This window comes from Streptomyces sp. NPDC053493 (assembly GCF_044544825.1).
Lineage (GTDB): Bacteria > Actinomycetota > Actinomycetes > Streptomycetales > Streptomycetaceae > Streptomyces.
The window spans coordinates 123,347-138,106 of sequence record NZ_JBITXS010000009.1 but is presented as its reverse complement, the minus strand read 5'-3'; the positions used below and the strand labels follow the sequence as shown (position 1 = coordinate 138,106).

At 73.7% G+C, this 14,760-nt stretch carries 11 protein-coding genes and 1 riboswitch; of the genes, 2 read left to right on the top strand and 9 right to left on the bottom strand.

Features of this window, described 5'->3' with window-relative positions; all coding sequences use genetic code 11:
* Position 1: 1 nt before the first annotated feature.
* On the bottom strand, positions 2–967 hold the full coding sequence (locus tag ACIGO8_RS24670; RefSeq protein ID WP_399734567.1) for a glycosyltransferase family 2 protein: 966 nt from the start codon (positions 965–967) through the stop codon (positions 2–4).
* Positions 968–1,006: 39 nt separating this feature from the next.
* Complete coding sequence (locus ACIGO8_RS24665) at positions 1,007–3,715, bottom strand: YfhO family protein (protein ID WP_399734564.1); 2,709 nt, start codon at positions 3,713–3,715, stop codon at positions 1,007–1,009.
* A gap of 216 nt (positions 3,716–3,931) precedes the next feature.
* Between ACIGO8_RS24665 and ACIGO8_RS24660 the strand changes: the two genes are divergently transcribed.
* Positions 3,932–4,996 (top strand): GlxA family transcriptional regulator, encoded by a 1,065-nt coding sequence (locus ACIGO8_RS24660; RefSeq protein WP_399734562.1) that lies wholly within the window; start codon positions 3,932–3,934, stop codon positions 4,994–4,996.
* Between the two features lie 8 nt (positions 4,997–5,004).
* On the opposite strand, the gene ACIGO8_RS24655 is transcribed toward ACIGO8_RS24660, so the two are convergent.
* The 4 genes from ACIGO8_RS24655 to ACIGO8_RS24640 all read right to left on the bottom strand — a co-directional run bounded on the left by ACIGO8_RS24655 (position 5,005) and on the right by ACIGO8_RS24640 (position 10,666).
* Positions 5,005–5,655 (bottom strand): thymidine kinase, encoded by a 651-nt coding sequence (locus ACIGO8_RS24655; protein WP_399734559.1) that lies wholly within the window; start codon positions 5,653–5,655, stop codon positions 5,005–5,007.
* A gap of 75 nt (positions 5,656–5,730) precedes the next feature.
* Positions 5,731–6,936 carry an alkaline phosphatase family protein gene (locus ACIGO8_RS24650; protein WP_399734556.1) on the bottom strand — a complete coding sequence of 402 codons (1,206 nt, stop codon included), beginning with the start codon at positions 6,934–6,936 and terminating at the stop codon, positions 5,731–5,733.
* On the bottom strand, positions 6,936–7,538 hold the full coding sequence (locus ACIGO8_RS24645; RefSeq protein ID WP_399734554.1) for a DUF5998 family protein: 603 nt from the start codon (positions 7,536–7,538) through the stop codon (positions 6,936–6,938). The genes ACIGO8_RS24650 and ACIGO8_RS24645 overlap by 1 nt, the downstream gene beginning before the upstream one ends.
* 53 nt (positions 7,539–7,591) lie before the next feature.
* A complete protein-coding gene (locus tag ACIGO8_RS24640; RefSeq protein WP_399734551.1) occupies positions 7,592–10,666 on the bottom strand; it encodes a GNAT family N-acetyltransferase in 3,075 nt (1,024 codons plus the stop codon).
* Between the two features lie 175 nt (positions 10,667–10,841).
* On the opposite strand from ACIGO8_RS24640, the gene ACIGO8_RS24635 reads away from it, so the two are divergent.
* Positions 10,842–11,123 (top strand): HPr family phosphocarrier protein, encoded by a 282-nt coding sequence (locus ACIGO8_RS24635; protein WP_391114908.1) that lies wholly within the window; start codon positions 10,842–10,844, stop codon positions 11,121–11,123.
* A gap of 229 nt (positions 11,124–11,352) precedes the next feature.
* On the opposite strand, the gene ACIGO8_RS24630 is transcribed toward ACIGO8_RS24635, so the two are convergent.
* The 3 genes from ACIGO8_RS24630 to ACIGO8_RS24620 all read right to left on the bottom strand — a co-directional run bounded on the left by ACIGO8_RS24630 (position 11,353) and on the right by ACIGO8_RS24620 (position 14,747).
* Positions 11,353–12,036, bottom strand: coding sequence for a GntR family transcriptional regulator (locus ACIGO8_RS24630; RefSeq protein ID WP_399734548.1), 684 nt, complete (start codon positions 12,034–12,036; stop codon positions 11,353–11,355).
* 164 nt (positions 12,037–12,200) lie between these two features.
* Positions 12,201–12,971 carry a M23 family metallopeptidase gene (locus ACIGO8_RS24625; RefSeq protein ID WP_399734546.1) on the bottom strand — a complete coding sequence of 257 codons (771 nt, stop codon included), beginning with the start codon at positions 12,969–12,971 and terminating at the stop codon, positions 12,201–12,203.
* A 12-nt stretch (positions 12,972–12,983) separates the two neighbouring features.
* A riboswitch (cyclic di-AMP (ydaO/yuaA leader) is annotated at positions 12,984–13,149 on the bottom strand.
* Positions 13,150–13,379: 230 nt separating this feature from the next.
* Complete coding sequence (locus ACIGO8_RS24620; protein ID WP_399735064.1) at positions 13,380–14,747, bottom strand: M16 family metallopeptidase; 1,368 nt, start codon at positions 14,745–14,747, stop codon at positions 13,380–13,382.
* Positions 14,748–14,760: the final 13 nt, after the last annotated feature.

Genomic DNA, 14,760 nt, shown 5'->3' with positions numbered 1-14,760 from the left:
GTCAGGCGGCCTTTCCGGTGTCGCGCAGGCTCCGCAGGAGGGTGCTGCGCGGGATGTCCATGGTCGCGAGGGTCTCGTCGAGGACCGGCTGCGGCATCCTCCGCAGCGCCTCGGTGACGTCGCGCCGCAGCCGCTTGGCGACGGCCGGCTCGTACTGGTCGGCCTTCGCCGTGTGGAAGGCGATCATGGCGCAGTAGGTGCGGACGGCCTTCGGCAGGAACCGGTCGGCGTCGCGGTCCCGCGCCACCTCGTCGAGCAGCAGGTCGTAGGAGGGAATGAAGTCCAGCTGACGGTGGTCGGTGATCTGGGTCAGCGAGGTGGTGACACCGCGGCGGTAAAAGACTCCGTGCAGGGAAAGGGCCGCGTAGGTGCGGGCGGTGAGGTGGAGCCGCCAGATCCAGAGGCGGTCCTCCGCGGTGCGCAGTTTCGTCTCGAAGCGCGAGGCGCCGTTCTCGAAGAGCCGCGCGCTGTAGACGCCGAACGGCACGAACGGGTAGTCAACCATCGTCACCATGCTGGACGGGGCGATCCCGTCCCTCGGGTCCATGACGGTGTCGCGTTCCTTCGCCGGCGCGTAGCGGATCTGCCGGGTGCGCCCGGTCGACAGGACGTGGTCGGTGCGGGCGAAGTCGCAGCCCAGACGGTGGATGCCGGCCGTCATGGCGCGCAGATGGCCGGGCGCGTACCAGTCGTCGCCGTCGAGGAAGGTGAGGTAGTCGCCGCTCGCCGCGTCGATTCCGGTGTTACGTGCCTGGGCGACGCCGAGATTGGTCTCGTGCCGGATCACGGTGGCCTGCGGAATGCGGTCCTTCCAGCGGTCGAGGAGATCAGGCGTCTCGTCGGTGGAGTGGTCGTCGATCAGCAGGAACTCGGTGTCCGCATCCGCGTTGTCGGCGAGGCTGCGCAGGGTGTCGGGGGCGTAGGGCCCGACATTGTGGAAGGGCACGACGACGGACAGTTTCGGCACTCGGGAATCCCCTACTCGCGTTCGTTACTGGCGGGCAGACTAGGCGGCGCTTTTCTCCGCCGTACGAGCCGCGCGTGCACGGACGGTGAACTCTTCCCGTCCCGCGGGTTCGCGGGTGGGACGGCGCCGGTGGAGCAGTGCGGTGGCCAGGAGGGCGGCGAGGGCCGCGGCGCCGACCGCGCCGCCGAGCCGGAGGCCGGGCGGGCGGAAGGAGCAGGTCACGGTGGTGGCCCGGCCGTCGAGCGGGACGGCGAGCAGGCCGAGGCGGCTGTGCGCGGGGGCGAGCGGAGCGTCGCCGGCCGCGCAGCGCCAGCCGGAGATCCTCGGGACGGCCAGGACGGCGGTGCCGGTGCTGCCGGCGGGCAGTTCGGCGGTGATCGAGTGGCCGGTGGTACGCACGGAGGTGGCGCCGGTGGCGGTGAGCTGCCGTACGGCGCCGGCGAGCCGTTCCGGTACGAGGCAGCCGACGGGGCGGGCGGGCAGCTTGAGGCGGGGCTTGGCCTCGGCCTTGGGCCGCAGGTCGATGCGTACGGAGGTGGAGGCGGTGGCGGAGGAGGCGGCAGTGGTGGAGGCGGTGGTCGCGGCCGGGACGGTGCCGAGGCGCTGCATGGGAGCGAGGACGGAGGGCAGCTTGCCGGCGAAGTCGACGGCCGGGCCTCCGTCGAGGGCGGCGGTGCCCTGGTACTCGGGCGCCCAGAACCAGACCTCGGAGCCGGCGGGGCAGCGCACGCTGAGGGTCGAGGTGCCGTCCGGTGCGTCCGTACGGCTCGGGGCGGTCGGCACGTCGTACACCTGGTGGCCGAGGAGCTGCTCCTGGCGGGCGAAGGCGGAGTCGGCCGGGCCGGGCGGGCCGGGCGGTGTGCTCGGCCGGACGGTGACGAGCGGCGGCACGGGCGTGTCGGTGACGGTGACGGCCGCCTCGGGGAGCCGGTCGAGCGCGAGCGGGGCCTTCGGGACCGAGCGCATCCGGGTGCCGATGGCGAAGATGGCGTCGGTGACGGGCTGGTCGAGGCTGACCGGGTGCCGGCCCTTGGCGTAGAAGCCGAAGCCGAGCCCGGCGAGGGTGCGGGAGTACGTGTCGGCGGTGAGGCTGCTGTAGTAGTCGGCGCCCTCTCCGCCGACGAGCAGCACGTCGTTGCCGCCCGGCACCTCGCCGGGATCGGTGCGGTGGCGCGGCCAGGCGTCCTTCTCGGCGACCGCGCGGGTCATGTCGGTGTGCCAGGGCCCGATCCGGGGCGCCCAGGAGACCTTGCTCAGCTGCTGTTCCTCGATGCGCTTGCCGGTGACGAGGGTCTCGCCGGCCTGCGCGGCGAGCAGCAGTCCGACGGCGAGGACGGGCAGCAGACGGCCTGCCGGGCGGCGGCCGGCGAGCAGGCCGGCCACGGCGGCGAGTGCCGCCAGGCCCAGGGCGGCGGCGAGCGCCGGATAGGTCCAGCGGTCGATGTCGGGGCTGTCCCCGGCGGCCCGGGCGGCGAACGCGAGCAGTCCGGCGCCGCCGAGCAGCGCGGCCGGCCGGGGCAGCCCCTGGGCGGTGGACAGCCAGGCCGCCATGAGCAGCAGCCCGCACAGGACGAAGGTCTGGCGGTACGGGATGCCGTTGGGTGAGGCGCCGGCGTGCCAGAGCAGATGGGTCGGCTCCCACTGGAGGGAGAGCGTGACGAGGACGATCGCCACGGCCCAGACGGTGCGGACGCGGGCCGCGACGGCGCTGTTGAAGGGCAGGGTGAGCGCGAGGGCCAGGGCGGGCGTCCCGATGAAGAGCGCGGGAGTGGCGACGCTCGCGGTGGCCGGGAGGAGGCGGGCGAGGACGTCGGTCCAGTCGGCGGCGGCGAACGGGGTGGGCGGGGTCGGGTCGGCGACCTTGGTGGCGAGGTAGATGACGACGACGAGCGGTGCGGCGAGTCCGACGCCGATGAGGACCGTCCGGGCGGCCCGCAGCAGCGCCGCGAGCCGCGGGCGGCCCGGGGCGCGGGCTTCGTCCGTGCGTGGTCCGTCGGCGCGCCCTGCGTCGGCTCGGGCGGTGGCGGCGCGGAGCGCTTCCGCGCCGGTGTCGTCGGTGGTGAGGAGCCGGATCACGAGGACGACCGCGGCGCCGAGGGTGGCCATGTAGGCGGTGTAGAAGTTGGCGAACCAGACGACGGCGACGACCAGCGGCCCGAGCACCGGCCGGCGTCCCTTGCGGGCCCACTCCCCCACCAGGCACAGCAGCGGGAAGGCGACCAGGCCGTCGAGCCACATCGGCACGGTCGCGCCGTAGTTGAAGGTCCAGCCGGACAGGGCGTACGCGGTGCCGAGGACGGCGGCGACCGGCCAGGGCCCGCGCCGCAGCGTGAGCAGCAGGGCCGCCATGGCGGCGCCCGCCGTGGAGATCTTGACGGTGGTGATCACGTACAGCGCGAGTTCGGTGCGGTCGGCCGGGAAGAGCACCACGAGCAGGTCGAAGGGGCTGCTCAAATAGGTGCCGAAGTCGCCGAGGAAGTTGGAGCCGAAGCCCGAGCTCCAGTTGAGGAAGAGGTCGCCGTGGGTCTCTCCGACGAGCAGCTTCCTCCAGTAGGCGTGGAACGGGAGGTACTGCTGGCCCAGGTCGACGATGTTGCGGGTGCGCGGGCCGAAGGGATAGCTGCCCGCGAGCCGGCCGGCGAGGCAGAACAGCAGGCCGGTGAGCAGGGCCGCGCCGGCCGCCGCCCGCAGCCGCGGCCCGCGCCGCGGCCGGGACGGGAGGAGCTCGGTCTCGGCTGCGGGTGGCACACGTCCTCCTGAGGCGGCGGGGAGCTGGGCGGCTGGCGGCTGTGATCGTCGTAGAAACGCATTACCGCCGAGGCGTGCGACCTCCGTCCGATCGGGAGAAGGTCCCTGAGCGCACCTCAGGTGAACAGCCGGTGCCTCCGCCCGCCGTCGGCCCGCCGTCGGCCGGGCGCCACCCGCGCCGTCGCCGCCGTGACGCGCTCACCTACGATGCAGCTCATGAGCACCGTCGGCCGTCTTGTCGTCATCGTCCTCTTCGAGGGCGTCGACCTGCTCGACGTCACCGGCCCGCCGGAGGTGTTCGCCCTGCTGCGGCGCGAGACGGACGACGCGAGCGGCTACGAGGTCGTCCTCGCCGCGCGGTCCATGGACCCGGTCACCACCTCCGCGGGTGTCCGCGTCCTGCCCGACCTCACCTTCGAGGAGGCGGCCGGGCGGAGCATCGACACCCTGATGGTGCCCGGTGCGGTCGAGGTGGACGGCGAACGGCGGGTGCGCGCCCTCGTCGATCCCGAGGTCGTCGGCTGGGTGAAGCGGCTCGCCGGGCGGACCCGGCGGGTCACCTCCGTCTGCGTCGGCGCGCACCTGCTGGCCGCCGCCGGGCTGCTCGACGGCAGGCGCGCCACCACCCACTGGTCGACTGCGCCCCAACTGGCCGCCGACCATCCTGCGGTGGAGGTCGACGCCGACCCGATCTTCATCCGGGACGGCGACGTGTGGACCGGCGCCGGCATCAGCTCGTGCCTGGACCTGTCACTCGCCCTCGTCGCCGACGACTTCGGCGAGACCACGGCGCTGCGGGTGGCCCGGCAGCTCGTGATGTATCTGAAGCGGCCCAGCGGGCAGAGCCAGTTCAGCGTGCCGCTCGAACCGGTGTCGACCACGCGCCGGGTCGAGGACCTGCGGCACCACATCACACGCAACCTCGGCTCCCGGCTCACGCTCACCGATCTCGCCGCGGCCGCGCACGTCAGCGAGCGGCAGCTGACCCGTATCTTCAAGGCCGAACTCGGCACCACGCCGAGCGCCTACGTCGAGTCGGCCCGGGTGGAGCGGGCGCGCAATCTGCTGGAGTCCACGGACGCGACACTCGAACGCATCACGACGACCTGCGGGTTCGGCACCACGGACACGCTCATCCGGGCGTTCCGGCGCCGCCTCGACACGACGCCGATGGAGTACCGGCGCCGTTTCCGGGCCGTGCCGGACGGGTCCGTTGTGCCGGAAGTCGCGGAAGCTCCCGCCGTGCCGGCGGCCCTCCCCGACGCGCCCGACGTGCCGTAGGACGCGGTTCAGGACGTCTCGGCGACCGGCAGGACGTCCGGCGAGAGCGCCGCGGCGCGGGCGGTGGCGGCCGTCATCCGGCGCCGGTGGTGCCGGCGGCACAGCACCTCGTAGCCGACCTGGTCGCCCGCGTTGACGTCGCCGACGACGACCTGCGCGCCCTCGACGACCATCACCCCGCCCACGGTGCGCGCGTTGTGCGTGGCGCGGGCTCCGCACCAGCACAGGGCCTCGACCTGGAGGACCTCCACCCGGTCGGCGAGTTCGACGAGCCGCTGCGAGCCGGGGAACAGCTTGGAACGGAAGTCGGTGGTGATGCCGAAGGCGAAGACGTCGAGTTCGAGGTCGTCGACCACCCGCGCCAGCTGGTCGATCTGCTCGGGCGCGAGGAACTGGGCCTCGTCGGCGATGACGTAGTCGCAGCGGCCGCCCTTGGACAGATGGGCGACGAGGTACGCGTAGAAGTCGAAGCCCTCGGCGGCCTCGACGGCGTCGGTGACCAGGCCGAGCCGGGAGGAGAGCTTGCCCTCGCCGGCCCGGTCGTCCCGCGTGAAGATCATGCCCTGCAGGCCGCGGGCGGAGCGGTTGTGTTCGATCTGAAGAGCGAGGGTGCTCTTTCCGCAGTCCATCGTTCCGGAGAAGAACACCAGCTCGGGCATGGGAGGTCGATGACCTTTCGCGATCAGGGGAAGGAGGGACGGGGACAGGGCGGGGCGCGGTGGCGCGCGGGTCCGTCAGGAGCGTACTTCGAGGAGCGGCACGAGCTGCTCCGCCGCCGTCATGGAGCCGTGCATGCCGGTCATGGCGGACTCGTTCGGCTCGTTGACGGAGGCCGTGATGGCGAGGTCGTCGTGGGCGGCGGCGACGACGTCGCCGATCCTGCCGTACACCCGCTCGTCGACCCGGTCACCGAACCAGCCGAGGGCGACGGCCTCGTCGCGGCTCGCCACCCAGAAGCGGTCGCCGATGACCTCGCGCCAGCAGGTGAGGACGTCCGCCTGGGCGCCGGGCACGGCGTAGACGTGGCGGGCCCGGCCCTCGCCGCCGAGGAGGGCGACGCCGGCGCGCAGCTCCCAGTCCTCGTCGAAGTCGATCCGGTGGTCCTCGTCGAAGGGGATGTCGACCATGCCGTGGTCGGCCGTCACGTAGAGGGCGGCGCGTGGCGGGAGCTGCTCGGCGAGCCGCTGCACGAGCCGGTCGACGAACATCAGCTGGCCGCGCCAGGCGTCGGAGGCGATGCCGAAGCGGTGTCCGGCGCCGTCGAGCTCGCTGTAGTACGTGTAGACGAGGGAGCGGTCGCCGGCGGCGAGCTGCTCGGCGGCGAGGTCCATCCGCTCCTCGCCGGAGAGGCGGCCGTGGAAGGTCCCGCCGCTCAGCGCGATCTTGGTGAGCGGGGTGTCCTGGAAGACCGGCGAGGAGACCTGGGCGGTGTGGATCCCGGCCTCGTGCGCGAGCTGGAAGACGGTGGGATACGGCTGCCAGACCTTCGGCGGGGTCCAGGGCTTCCAGCGGAGCTGGTTCATCAGCTCGCCGGTGTCCGGATTGCGCACGGTGTAGCCGGGCAGTCCGTGGCCGCCGGGGAAGAGGCCGGTGCCGACCGAGGCGAGCGAGGTCGCGGTGGTGGCGGGGAAGCCGGCGGTGAGGGGGCGCCCGGTGCCGCCGCGCGAGGTGGCCAGCAGCGAGGTCAGGTAGGGCGCCTCGTCGGGGTGGGCCTTGATCTGCTCCCAGCCGAGCCCGTCGATGAGGAAGACACAGTTGCGGTCGGCGGGCGTCAGCTCCGCGATCCGTGCCTCGCAGCCGGGCACGCCCTGCCCGGCGACCAGCGTCGGGAGCAGGTCGGCGAGGGAGCCGTCGCCGTAGGCGGGGACCGGCGCGGTGGCGGCGTCGAGCGGGACCGGGTCGTCCGGCCAGCCCTGGGCGACGGTGGCGGGCTGGGCCATCAGCGGCTGGCCGGGTTCGACGCGGTGGCGGAGGTGGCCTCGGAGAGCGCCTGGGCGAAGGCGAGGGTCTGCCGGACGGTGTCCGGGCCGTCGCCGGCGTCGCTGACCCGCAGGCTGAGGTCGTCGGCCGTGGAGTTGCCGGTGTAGCCGTGGTCGGCGTCGCAGTTGGGGTCGCCGCAGGCGGCCGGCTCCAGGTCGATCCGGGAGACGGCGCCCCAGCCGATGGTGAGGACGACCTCGCGGGGCAGGGTGCCCGGGGTGTACGACTCGGGGTTGGCGACGACGCGGCTGACGACGATCGAGGAGATCCGGTCGAGCTTCACGGACTCGGTCGAGGTGGTGGCGTACGGCGTCGGGGAGCTGTTGTCGGCGGACTGCTCGTCGGTGTGGCTGACGATGAACCGGTTGGCCGTGAGGACGAGGACGGTGACGTGACGGCGGACCTCGTTGGCGTCGAAGGTCGTCTCCTGGTGGACCACGTACGACGTGACGGCCTCGCCGCCGACGGCGGCCTCCACCGCCTCGGCCACGAGGGCCGGGTAGTAGCCGCTGCGCTCGATCGCCGCGCGCAGCCCCTGGGTCGTCGTACCGGTCTTCGCCATGGGCTCCATCCTACGGGGCGGCGGCGGCCCCTCCGGCCCGTCGACGGCGTCCGTCACGACAGCGTCTCGTAGCTGGGGAGGCTGCGTGGACCGAGGTCGCTGCGGGGCGGCGGCGGGGCGAGGCGGACGGTGGCGCCGAGCACGGACAGGCCGCGCGGGGCGACCACCACGGGTTCGAGGGAGACGGCGACGACCTCGGGGTGGTCGTCGACGAGCCGGGAGACCCGCAGCAACAGCTCTTCGAGGGCGGGAGTGTCGACGGGCGCGGAGCCGCGCCAGCCGAAGAGGAGCGGCGCGGTGCGGATGGAGCGGACGAGCTCGGCGGCGTCCCGGTCGGTGGCGGGCACGAGCCGGTGGGACATGTCGCCGAGGAGTTCGGAGGGCGCGCCGGCGAGGCCGAAGGAGAGGACGGCGCCGACGGCGGGGTCGATGGCGGAGCGGACGACGGTGTCGACGCCGCGCGGCACCATGGCCTGCACGACGGGCTGGAGCTCCTCGGGCTTGCCCAGCGCCTCGGTGAGCTCGGCGTAGGCGGTGCGCAGCTGCTCCTCGCCGGTGAGGTCGAGGCGTACGCCGCCGAGGTCGGGGCGGTGGCGCAGGTGGGGCGCGGTGGTCTTGAGCGCGACGGGGAAGCCGAGCCGGGCGGCGGCCCGGACGGCCTCGTCCGGGGTGGGCGCGGGCAGCGTGGGCAGGACCTCGATGCCGTACCGGCCGAGCAGTTCGCGGGCGTCCTCGGCGCCGAGGGTCACGCCGCGCGTCTCGGCGCCCTGCTCGCCGAGCACCCGCGCGATGAGCGCGGCGGCCGCGCCTTCGTCGATCCGCTCGAACTCGGGCACCCGTCCGGGCTCGGCGGCGGCCTGCCGCCGCCACTGCGCGTACCGCACGGCCTCGGCGAGCGCCCGGACGGCCCGCTCGGCGGCGGGGTAGGCGGGGATGACACCGGGCTCACGGGCGTCCTCGCGGGCGGTCTCGCGCGAGGCCTCGTCGACGGGGCCGGGTCCTTCGGCGGCGGGCCTGCGGTCGGGTCCGGGCTCGCTGGCGGGGCCGGGGCCGGGCCTGGAGCCGGGAGGGCCGAAGGGACCTGGAGCGGCGAAGGGCCCTGGCCCGGAGCCCGGAGCGGCGTGGGAGCCGGGAGCCGTGACCGGAGCCGACACCGAAGCACGGGTCCCGTCGGGGCCGGGCGTTCCGGCCGTGGCTGCGGGCGTGGTGGCCGGCGGTGCCGGGCGGGCGGGCCGGGTGCGGGCGGCGGCGGAGAGGGCCTCGGCGAGGGCGCCCATCTCGACGTGGACGACGACGACCGGCTTGGCCGGGCCGGGCGCGGCGGTCACCGCGGAGCGCAGGGCCGCGGCGAGGACCTCGCCGTCGCCCGACTCGACGGCGCCGTTCTCGCCGACCCACGGGATGGCGGTGACGACGACCGCGTCGCAGGCGTCGTCGGCGAGGGCCGCGGCGAGCGCGGCGCGGAAGTCCGCGGGTGTGGCGCCGGTGGTCAGGTCGAGGGGCCGCAGCGGCCGCAGTCCTTCGGTGAGGCAGGCGTCGTACGTGAGCAGGCCGAGGGACTCGGAGTTGCCGAGGATGGCGACGCGCGGGCCGGCGGGCAGCGGCTGGTCGGCGAGGAGGACACCGGCGTCGACCAGTTCGGTGACGGTGTCGACGCGGATGACGCCGGCCTGTCGCAACAGCGCGGACACCGTGGTGTGCGGGATGCGGGTGACCGGCACCCGGTGGCCGGGCGGGGCGCTGCCGCTGTGCCGGGCGCCCTTGACGACGACGACGGGCTTGACGGCGGCGGTCCGGCGGGCGAGCCGGGTGAACTTGCGCGGATTGCCGATGGACTCCAGGTAGAGCAGGACGACGTCGGTGGCGGGGTCGTCGTACCAGTGCTGGAGGAGGTCGTTGCCGGAGACGTCGGCGCGGTTGCCGGCCGAGAGGAAGGAAGACAGTCCGGCGCCGCGCCGGTGCAGTCCGGCGAGGAGGGCGATGCCGATGGCTCCGGACTGGGTGAACAGGCCGATCCGGCCGGCGGCCGGCATCTGCGGGGCGAGCGAGGCGTTCAGCCGGACGGACTCGGCCGTATTGATGATCCCGAAGGCGTTGGGCCCGATGACCCGCATCCCGTACGAGCGGGCCTGACGGACCAGGGCGCGCTGGCGCTCGCGACCTTCGGGGCCGCTCTCGGCGTAGCCGGCCGAGAGGACGACCAGGCCCCGGACGCCGTGCGCACCGCAGTCGGCGACGGCCTCGGGAACGCGTTCGGCGGGGACGGCGACGACGGCGAGGTCGACCGGCTCGCCGATGTCGGCGACGGAGCGGTGGGCGGGCACGCCTTCCAGCTCGTACGGTCCCGCCTCCGGCGGTCCCAGGGCCGCGTTCACGGCGTGGACGCGCCCGGTGTAGCCGGCGTCGAGGAGGTTGCGCAGCACGGTCCGGCCGACGCCGCCGGGGTGGCGGCCGGCGCCGATCACGGCGACGGAGCCGGGAGTGAGCAGCCGCTGCACGGACCGGGCCTCGGCGCGCTGCTCGCGGGCGCGCTGGACGGCGAGGGAGCGGTCGGTGGGCTCCAGGTCGAGGTGGAGGCGGACGGCGCCGTCCTCGAAGCTGCGCTTCTGGGTGTAGCCGGCGTCGGTGAAGACCTTGATCATCTTGCTGTTGGCGGGCAGCACCTCGGCGGCGAAGCGCCGGATCCCGCGTTCCCGGGCGACGGCCGCGATGTGTTCGAGCAGGGCCGAGGCCACGCCCCGTCCCTGGTGGGCGTCCTGGACGAGGAAGGCGACCTCGGCCTCGTCGGCGGGAGCGGTGGCGGGCCGTCCGTGCTCGTTGATGCGGTCGTAGCGCACGGTGGCGATGAACTCGCCGCCGACCGTCGCCGCGAGTCCCACCCGGTCCACGAAGTCGTGGTGGGTGAAGCGGTGGACGTCCTTGGCGGACAGGCGCGGGTAGGGCGCGAAGAAGCGGTAGTACTTCGACTCGTCCGAGACCTGCTCGTAGAAGCTGACCAGGCGGTCGGCGTCGTCGGTGGTGATGGGCCTGATGCGCGCGGTGCCGCCGTCCCGGAGGACCACGTCCGCTTCCCAGTGGTCGGGGTACGCGTGCTCCGGCTGACCCGACTGTTCCGACGCGCTCTGCATGGGGCCAGCCTACGGCCGGGGTACGACGGTGGCACCGGTCGCGCACGGGGTGGCCGCCGGGCAAGGTAGGGAGCACCGAAGGGCCGTCCCGCCGGGGGCCGGAGCTCGGCAGGAGCACCTCGTCACCCATGAGAGACTGGTCTAGACAACCGCTGAAAGTTGAAGGGCAACCACCATGGCTGAGCGCCGCGTCAACGTCGGCTGGGCCGAGGGCCTGCACGCCCGTCCCGCCTCCATCTTCGTCCGTGCCGCCACGGCCGCCGGCGTCCCCGTGACGATCGCCAAGGCCGAAGGCAACCCGGTCAACGCCGCTTCCATGCTCGCGGTGCTCGGCCTGGGTGCCCAGGGTGGCGAGGAGATCGTGCTCGCCTCGGACGCCGACGGCGCCGAGGTCGCGCTCGACCGCCTGGCGAAGCTGGTCGCCGAGGGTCTCGAGGAGCTTCCCGAGACCGTCTGACCCGTCTCCTCCCCGACGACGGATCGCACGAGGCCGCGTCCCGCCGGATCCCCGGCCGGGCGCGGCCTTTTCCTCACCCGCCGACCCGGGCCGGTCCCGAAAAGCCCGAGCCGGTCCCGAAAAGGCGGAAAACGACGTCGGCCGCCGAATTCAGGGCAGCACGAAACAGGGCCGGTTATCGGAAACGACGGCCCGGAATTAAGCGCCCGACTTTTATACGGCCCGGGTGTTAATTCCCCGGTCCCGCACTGTTTACGGCATGTTGCGAAACCCTCACACGCGCCCGCTCGGGCCGTTTCAGCCGGTGCAGCGGGGCCGCCCGCTCCACGTGCAGCGCGGTCAGGGCGCGGGCCCGCTCGGCGTCGCCGCGCGCGACGGCGTCCACGATGGCGCCGTGCTCGGCCCAGGCCTCCACCGGCCGGACGGCCGGCTCGACCGCGTACATCCAGTCGATCTTGTGCCGCAGCTGGGTGAGCAGCGCCGTGAGCGGCGGGCTGCCGGAGGCCTGCGCGAGGGTCTCGTGGAACCAGCCGCCGAGCGAGGCCAGATCCTCGCCGCGGCCGCGTCCGGCCCGCTCCTGACCCAGTCTGACCAGGCCGCGCAGCACCTTGAGGTGGGCCTCGGTGCGCCGCTGCGCGGCCCGGGCGGCGCCCAGCGGCTCCAGCAGCGAGCGCATGTCGAGCAGGTCGGCGGCCTCCTGCTCGGTGGGCTCGGCGACATGGGCGCCGGCGTGGCGCCGGCTGACGACGAAGCCCTCGGACTCCAGCGTGCGCAGGGCCTCGCGGACCGGGACGCGGGAGACGCCGTAACGGCGGGCGAGACGGTCCTCGGTCAGCCGGGTGCCCCGCTCGAGGACCCCGGAGACGATGTCGTCCCGGATCGCCGTGCATACCGAGTGCGCGGGAATGCGCATGTCCGACCTCCGCTTTCGTCCGCGCGAATCCCCATCGAGCGGCATCTGTCCGGCGACTCTATTGCAGGACGCCGGAATTTCCGATGCCGCCCGGTGACAGGGAATGCAAAAAGCCCCGGCTCGAACGAGCCGGGGCTTCTTCAGGCATTCGGACGCCGAGTCGGTCAGACGTCGACGCCGCGGGCGCGGAGGTAGGCGACGGGGTTGATGTCGGAGCCGTACTCCGCGGTGGTGCGCGCCTCGAAGTGGAGGTGCGGGCCGGTGGAGTTGCCGGACGAGCCGGAGACGCCGATCTGCTCGCCCGGCGTGACCGTCTGGCCGACGTGGACGTGGATGGCGGAGAGGTGGCCGTACTGGGTGTACGTGCCGTCGTTCATCCGGATGACGATGTTGTTGCCGTACGCGCCGCCCCAGCCGGCCTCGACGACGGTGCCGGAGCCGACGGAGACGACCCTGGTGCCGTAGGAGGCGTGGAAGTCGATGCCGGAGTGGTGGCCGGAGGACCAGAGCGAGCCGCCGGTCTGGTAGCCGGTGCTCACGTACGAGCCGGCGACGGGGAGCTGGAAGGAGTTGAGGCGCTTGCGCTCGGCCTCGCGGGCGGCGCGCTCCTTGGCGGCGCGGACCTCCTTGGCGCGGGCCTCGGCCTTGCGCTTCGCCTCGGCGGCGGCCTTGGCGCGGGCGGCGGCCTCGTAGGCCTCCTTCTCCTGCGCGTCGGCCTGGGCGTCGACCCGCTCGGCGAGGGACTCCTCGGTGATCACCTGGGTGAGACCGGTGTCCTCGACGGAGGTCGTCTCCGTGTCGGCGGCGAGCGCCGGGGAGGCGAGGGTGCCGATGACGCCGGTGGTGGCGAGCGTCGCCACGCCGGCGATGCCGGCGCCACGGCGCGTCAGACGGCTCGGACCACGATGCTTCCCGGTGGCACGGGTGAACGCCATGTAGTGGCTGATCCTTTCCTTCCCTCTCGCCTACCGGGTTAGCTGACGGGTTCGGAGCAGGAAGGTCTCCTACGGGCCCCTCCGCGTCGCGCGAAGGCGTCCGATTCACCCCAGGGACTGCGTACGGGTCCCCGGCTCCCCAGGCTCGCGCCTTGCGGGGACTCGGCGATGACTGTCCGTTGCCGCGGGCGCGGCGTCGTACAACGGGCGGACAGCCGGATCGACGCTAGGCGGACCTTCCGTCAATCGCCAAACAGAGCACCCACTTTGTTAGACATGCCACAGGGCATACGATCACACCCTCCAGCAATCCGGACATAAAGGAGGACCCTGGCGATCCGGTTCGCCGGGGTCCTCCTTCTCGTCGCCGTCGCGCCGACTCCTCGCTGCCACGTGACGGCGGCTCAATCAGCCGGTGGCGACGGTCACTTCACCGATGCCGAGGGCCCGCACGGGCTCCTCGATCTGCGACGCGTCGCCCACCAGGACGGTGACGAGCCGGTCCACCGGGAAGGCGTTGACGACGGCCGCGGTCGCCTCCACCGTGCCCGTCTCGGCGAGCCGCGCGTACAACCGCGCCTGGTAGTCGTCGGGGAGGTGCTGCTCGACCTGGTCGGCCAGCGTGCCGGCGACGGAGGCGGCGGTCTCGTACTTGAGCGGGGCGACGCCGACCAGGTTCTGCACGGCCACGTCCCGCTCGGCGTCCGTCAGGCCCTCGGCGGCGAGGGTGCGCAGCACCTTCCACAGGTCGTCGAGCGCCGGGCCGGTGTTGGGCGTGTCGACCGAGCCGCTGATGGCGAGCAGGGAGGCGCCGTTGCCCTCGCCGTCGGAGCGCAGCACCTGTCCGAAGGCGCGCACGCCGTAGGTGTAGCCCTTCTCCTCGCGCAGGACGCGGTCCAGGCGGGAGGTGAGGGTGCCGCCGAGGCAGTACGTGCCGAGCACCTGGGCCGCCCAGACGCGGTCGTGGCGGTCCGGGCCGACGCGGCCGATCAGCATCTGGGTCTGAACGGCGCCGGGGCGGTCCACGATGACGACCCGTCCGGTGTCGTCGGCCGTGATGGGCGGCATGGGGCGCGGCGCGGCCGGCGAGCCCGTCCAGGCGCCCAGGGTCTCGGCGAGCACCTTGTCCAGGTCGACGTCGGTGAGGTCGCCGACGACCACGGCGGTGGCGGCGGCCGGCCGCACGTGCGCGTCGAAGAAGGCGCGGACGGCGGCGGCGTCGATCGCCTCGACGGTCTCCTCGGTGCCCTGGCGGGGCCGGGACATCCGCGAGTCGGCCGGGAACAGCTCCTTGGAGAGCTGCTTGGCCGCGCGGCGGGCCGGGTTGGCCGTCTCGTGCGGGATCTCGTCGAGCCGGTTGCGCACCAGTCGCTCGATCTCGTTCTCGGCGAAGGCCGGGGCGATCAGGGCCTCGGACAGCAGGCCGAGGGCCTTGGGCAGCCGGGAGACCGGCACCTCGAGGGAGACCCGTACGCCGGGGTGGTCGGCGTGCGCGTCGAGGGTGGCGCCGCAGCGCTCCAGCTCGGCGGCGAACTCCTCGGCGGAGTGCTGGTCGGTGCCCTCGGACAGGGCCCGGGCCATGATCGTGGCCACGCCGTCCAGGCCCTTGGGCTCGGCGTCCAGCGGGGCGTCGAGGAAGATCTCGACGGCCACCACCTGCTGGCCGGGGCGGTGGCAGCGCAGCACGGTCAGGCCGTTGTCGAGCGCGCCGCGCTCCGGGGCCGGGAAGGCCCAGGGCTTGGCGGCGCCCGGCCGGGGCTGCGGGTGGAAGGTCATGCTCGTCAAAGAC

Coding starts and splice junctions, on each gene's coding strand:
- ACIGO8_RS24625 (WP_399734546.1), bottom strand. CDS start 12,971: ATGGCGTTCACCCGTGCCACCGGGAAGCATCGTGGTCCGAGCCGTCTG.
- ACIGO8_RS24645 (WP_399734554.1), bottom strand. CDS start 7,538: ATGGCGAAGACCGGTACGACGACCCAGGGGCTGCGCGCGGCGATCGAG.
- ACIGO8_RS24660 (WP_399734562.1), top strand. CDS start 3,932: ATGAGCACCGTCGGCCGTCTTGTCGTCATCGTCCTCTTCGAGGGCGTC.
- ACIGO8_RS24655 (WP_399734559.1), bottom strand. CDS start 5,655: ATGCCCGAGCTGGTGTTCTTCTCCGGAACGATGGACTGCGGAAAGAGC.
- ACIGO8_RS24620 (WP_399735064.1), bottom strand. CDS start 14,747: ATGACCTTCCACCCGCAGCCCCGGCCGGGCGCCGCCAAGCCCTGGGCC.
- ACIGO8_RS24630 (WP_399734548.1), bottom strand. CDS start 12,036: ATGCGCATTCCCGCGCACTCGGTATGCACGGCGATCCGGGACGACATC.
- ACIGO8_RS24635 (WP_391114908.1), top strand. CDS start 10,842: ATGGCTGAGCGCCGCGTCAACGTCGGCTGGGCCGAGGGCCTGCACGCC.
- ACIGO8_RS24650 (WP_399734556.1), bottom strand. CDS start 6,936: ATGGCCCAGCCCGCCACCGTCGCCCAGGGCTGGCCGGACGACCCGGTC.
- ACIGO8_RS24640 (WP_399734551.1), bottom strand. CDS start 10,666: ATGCAGAGCGCGTCGGAACAGTCGGGTCAGCCGGAGCACGCGTACCCC.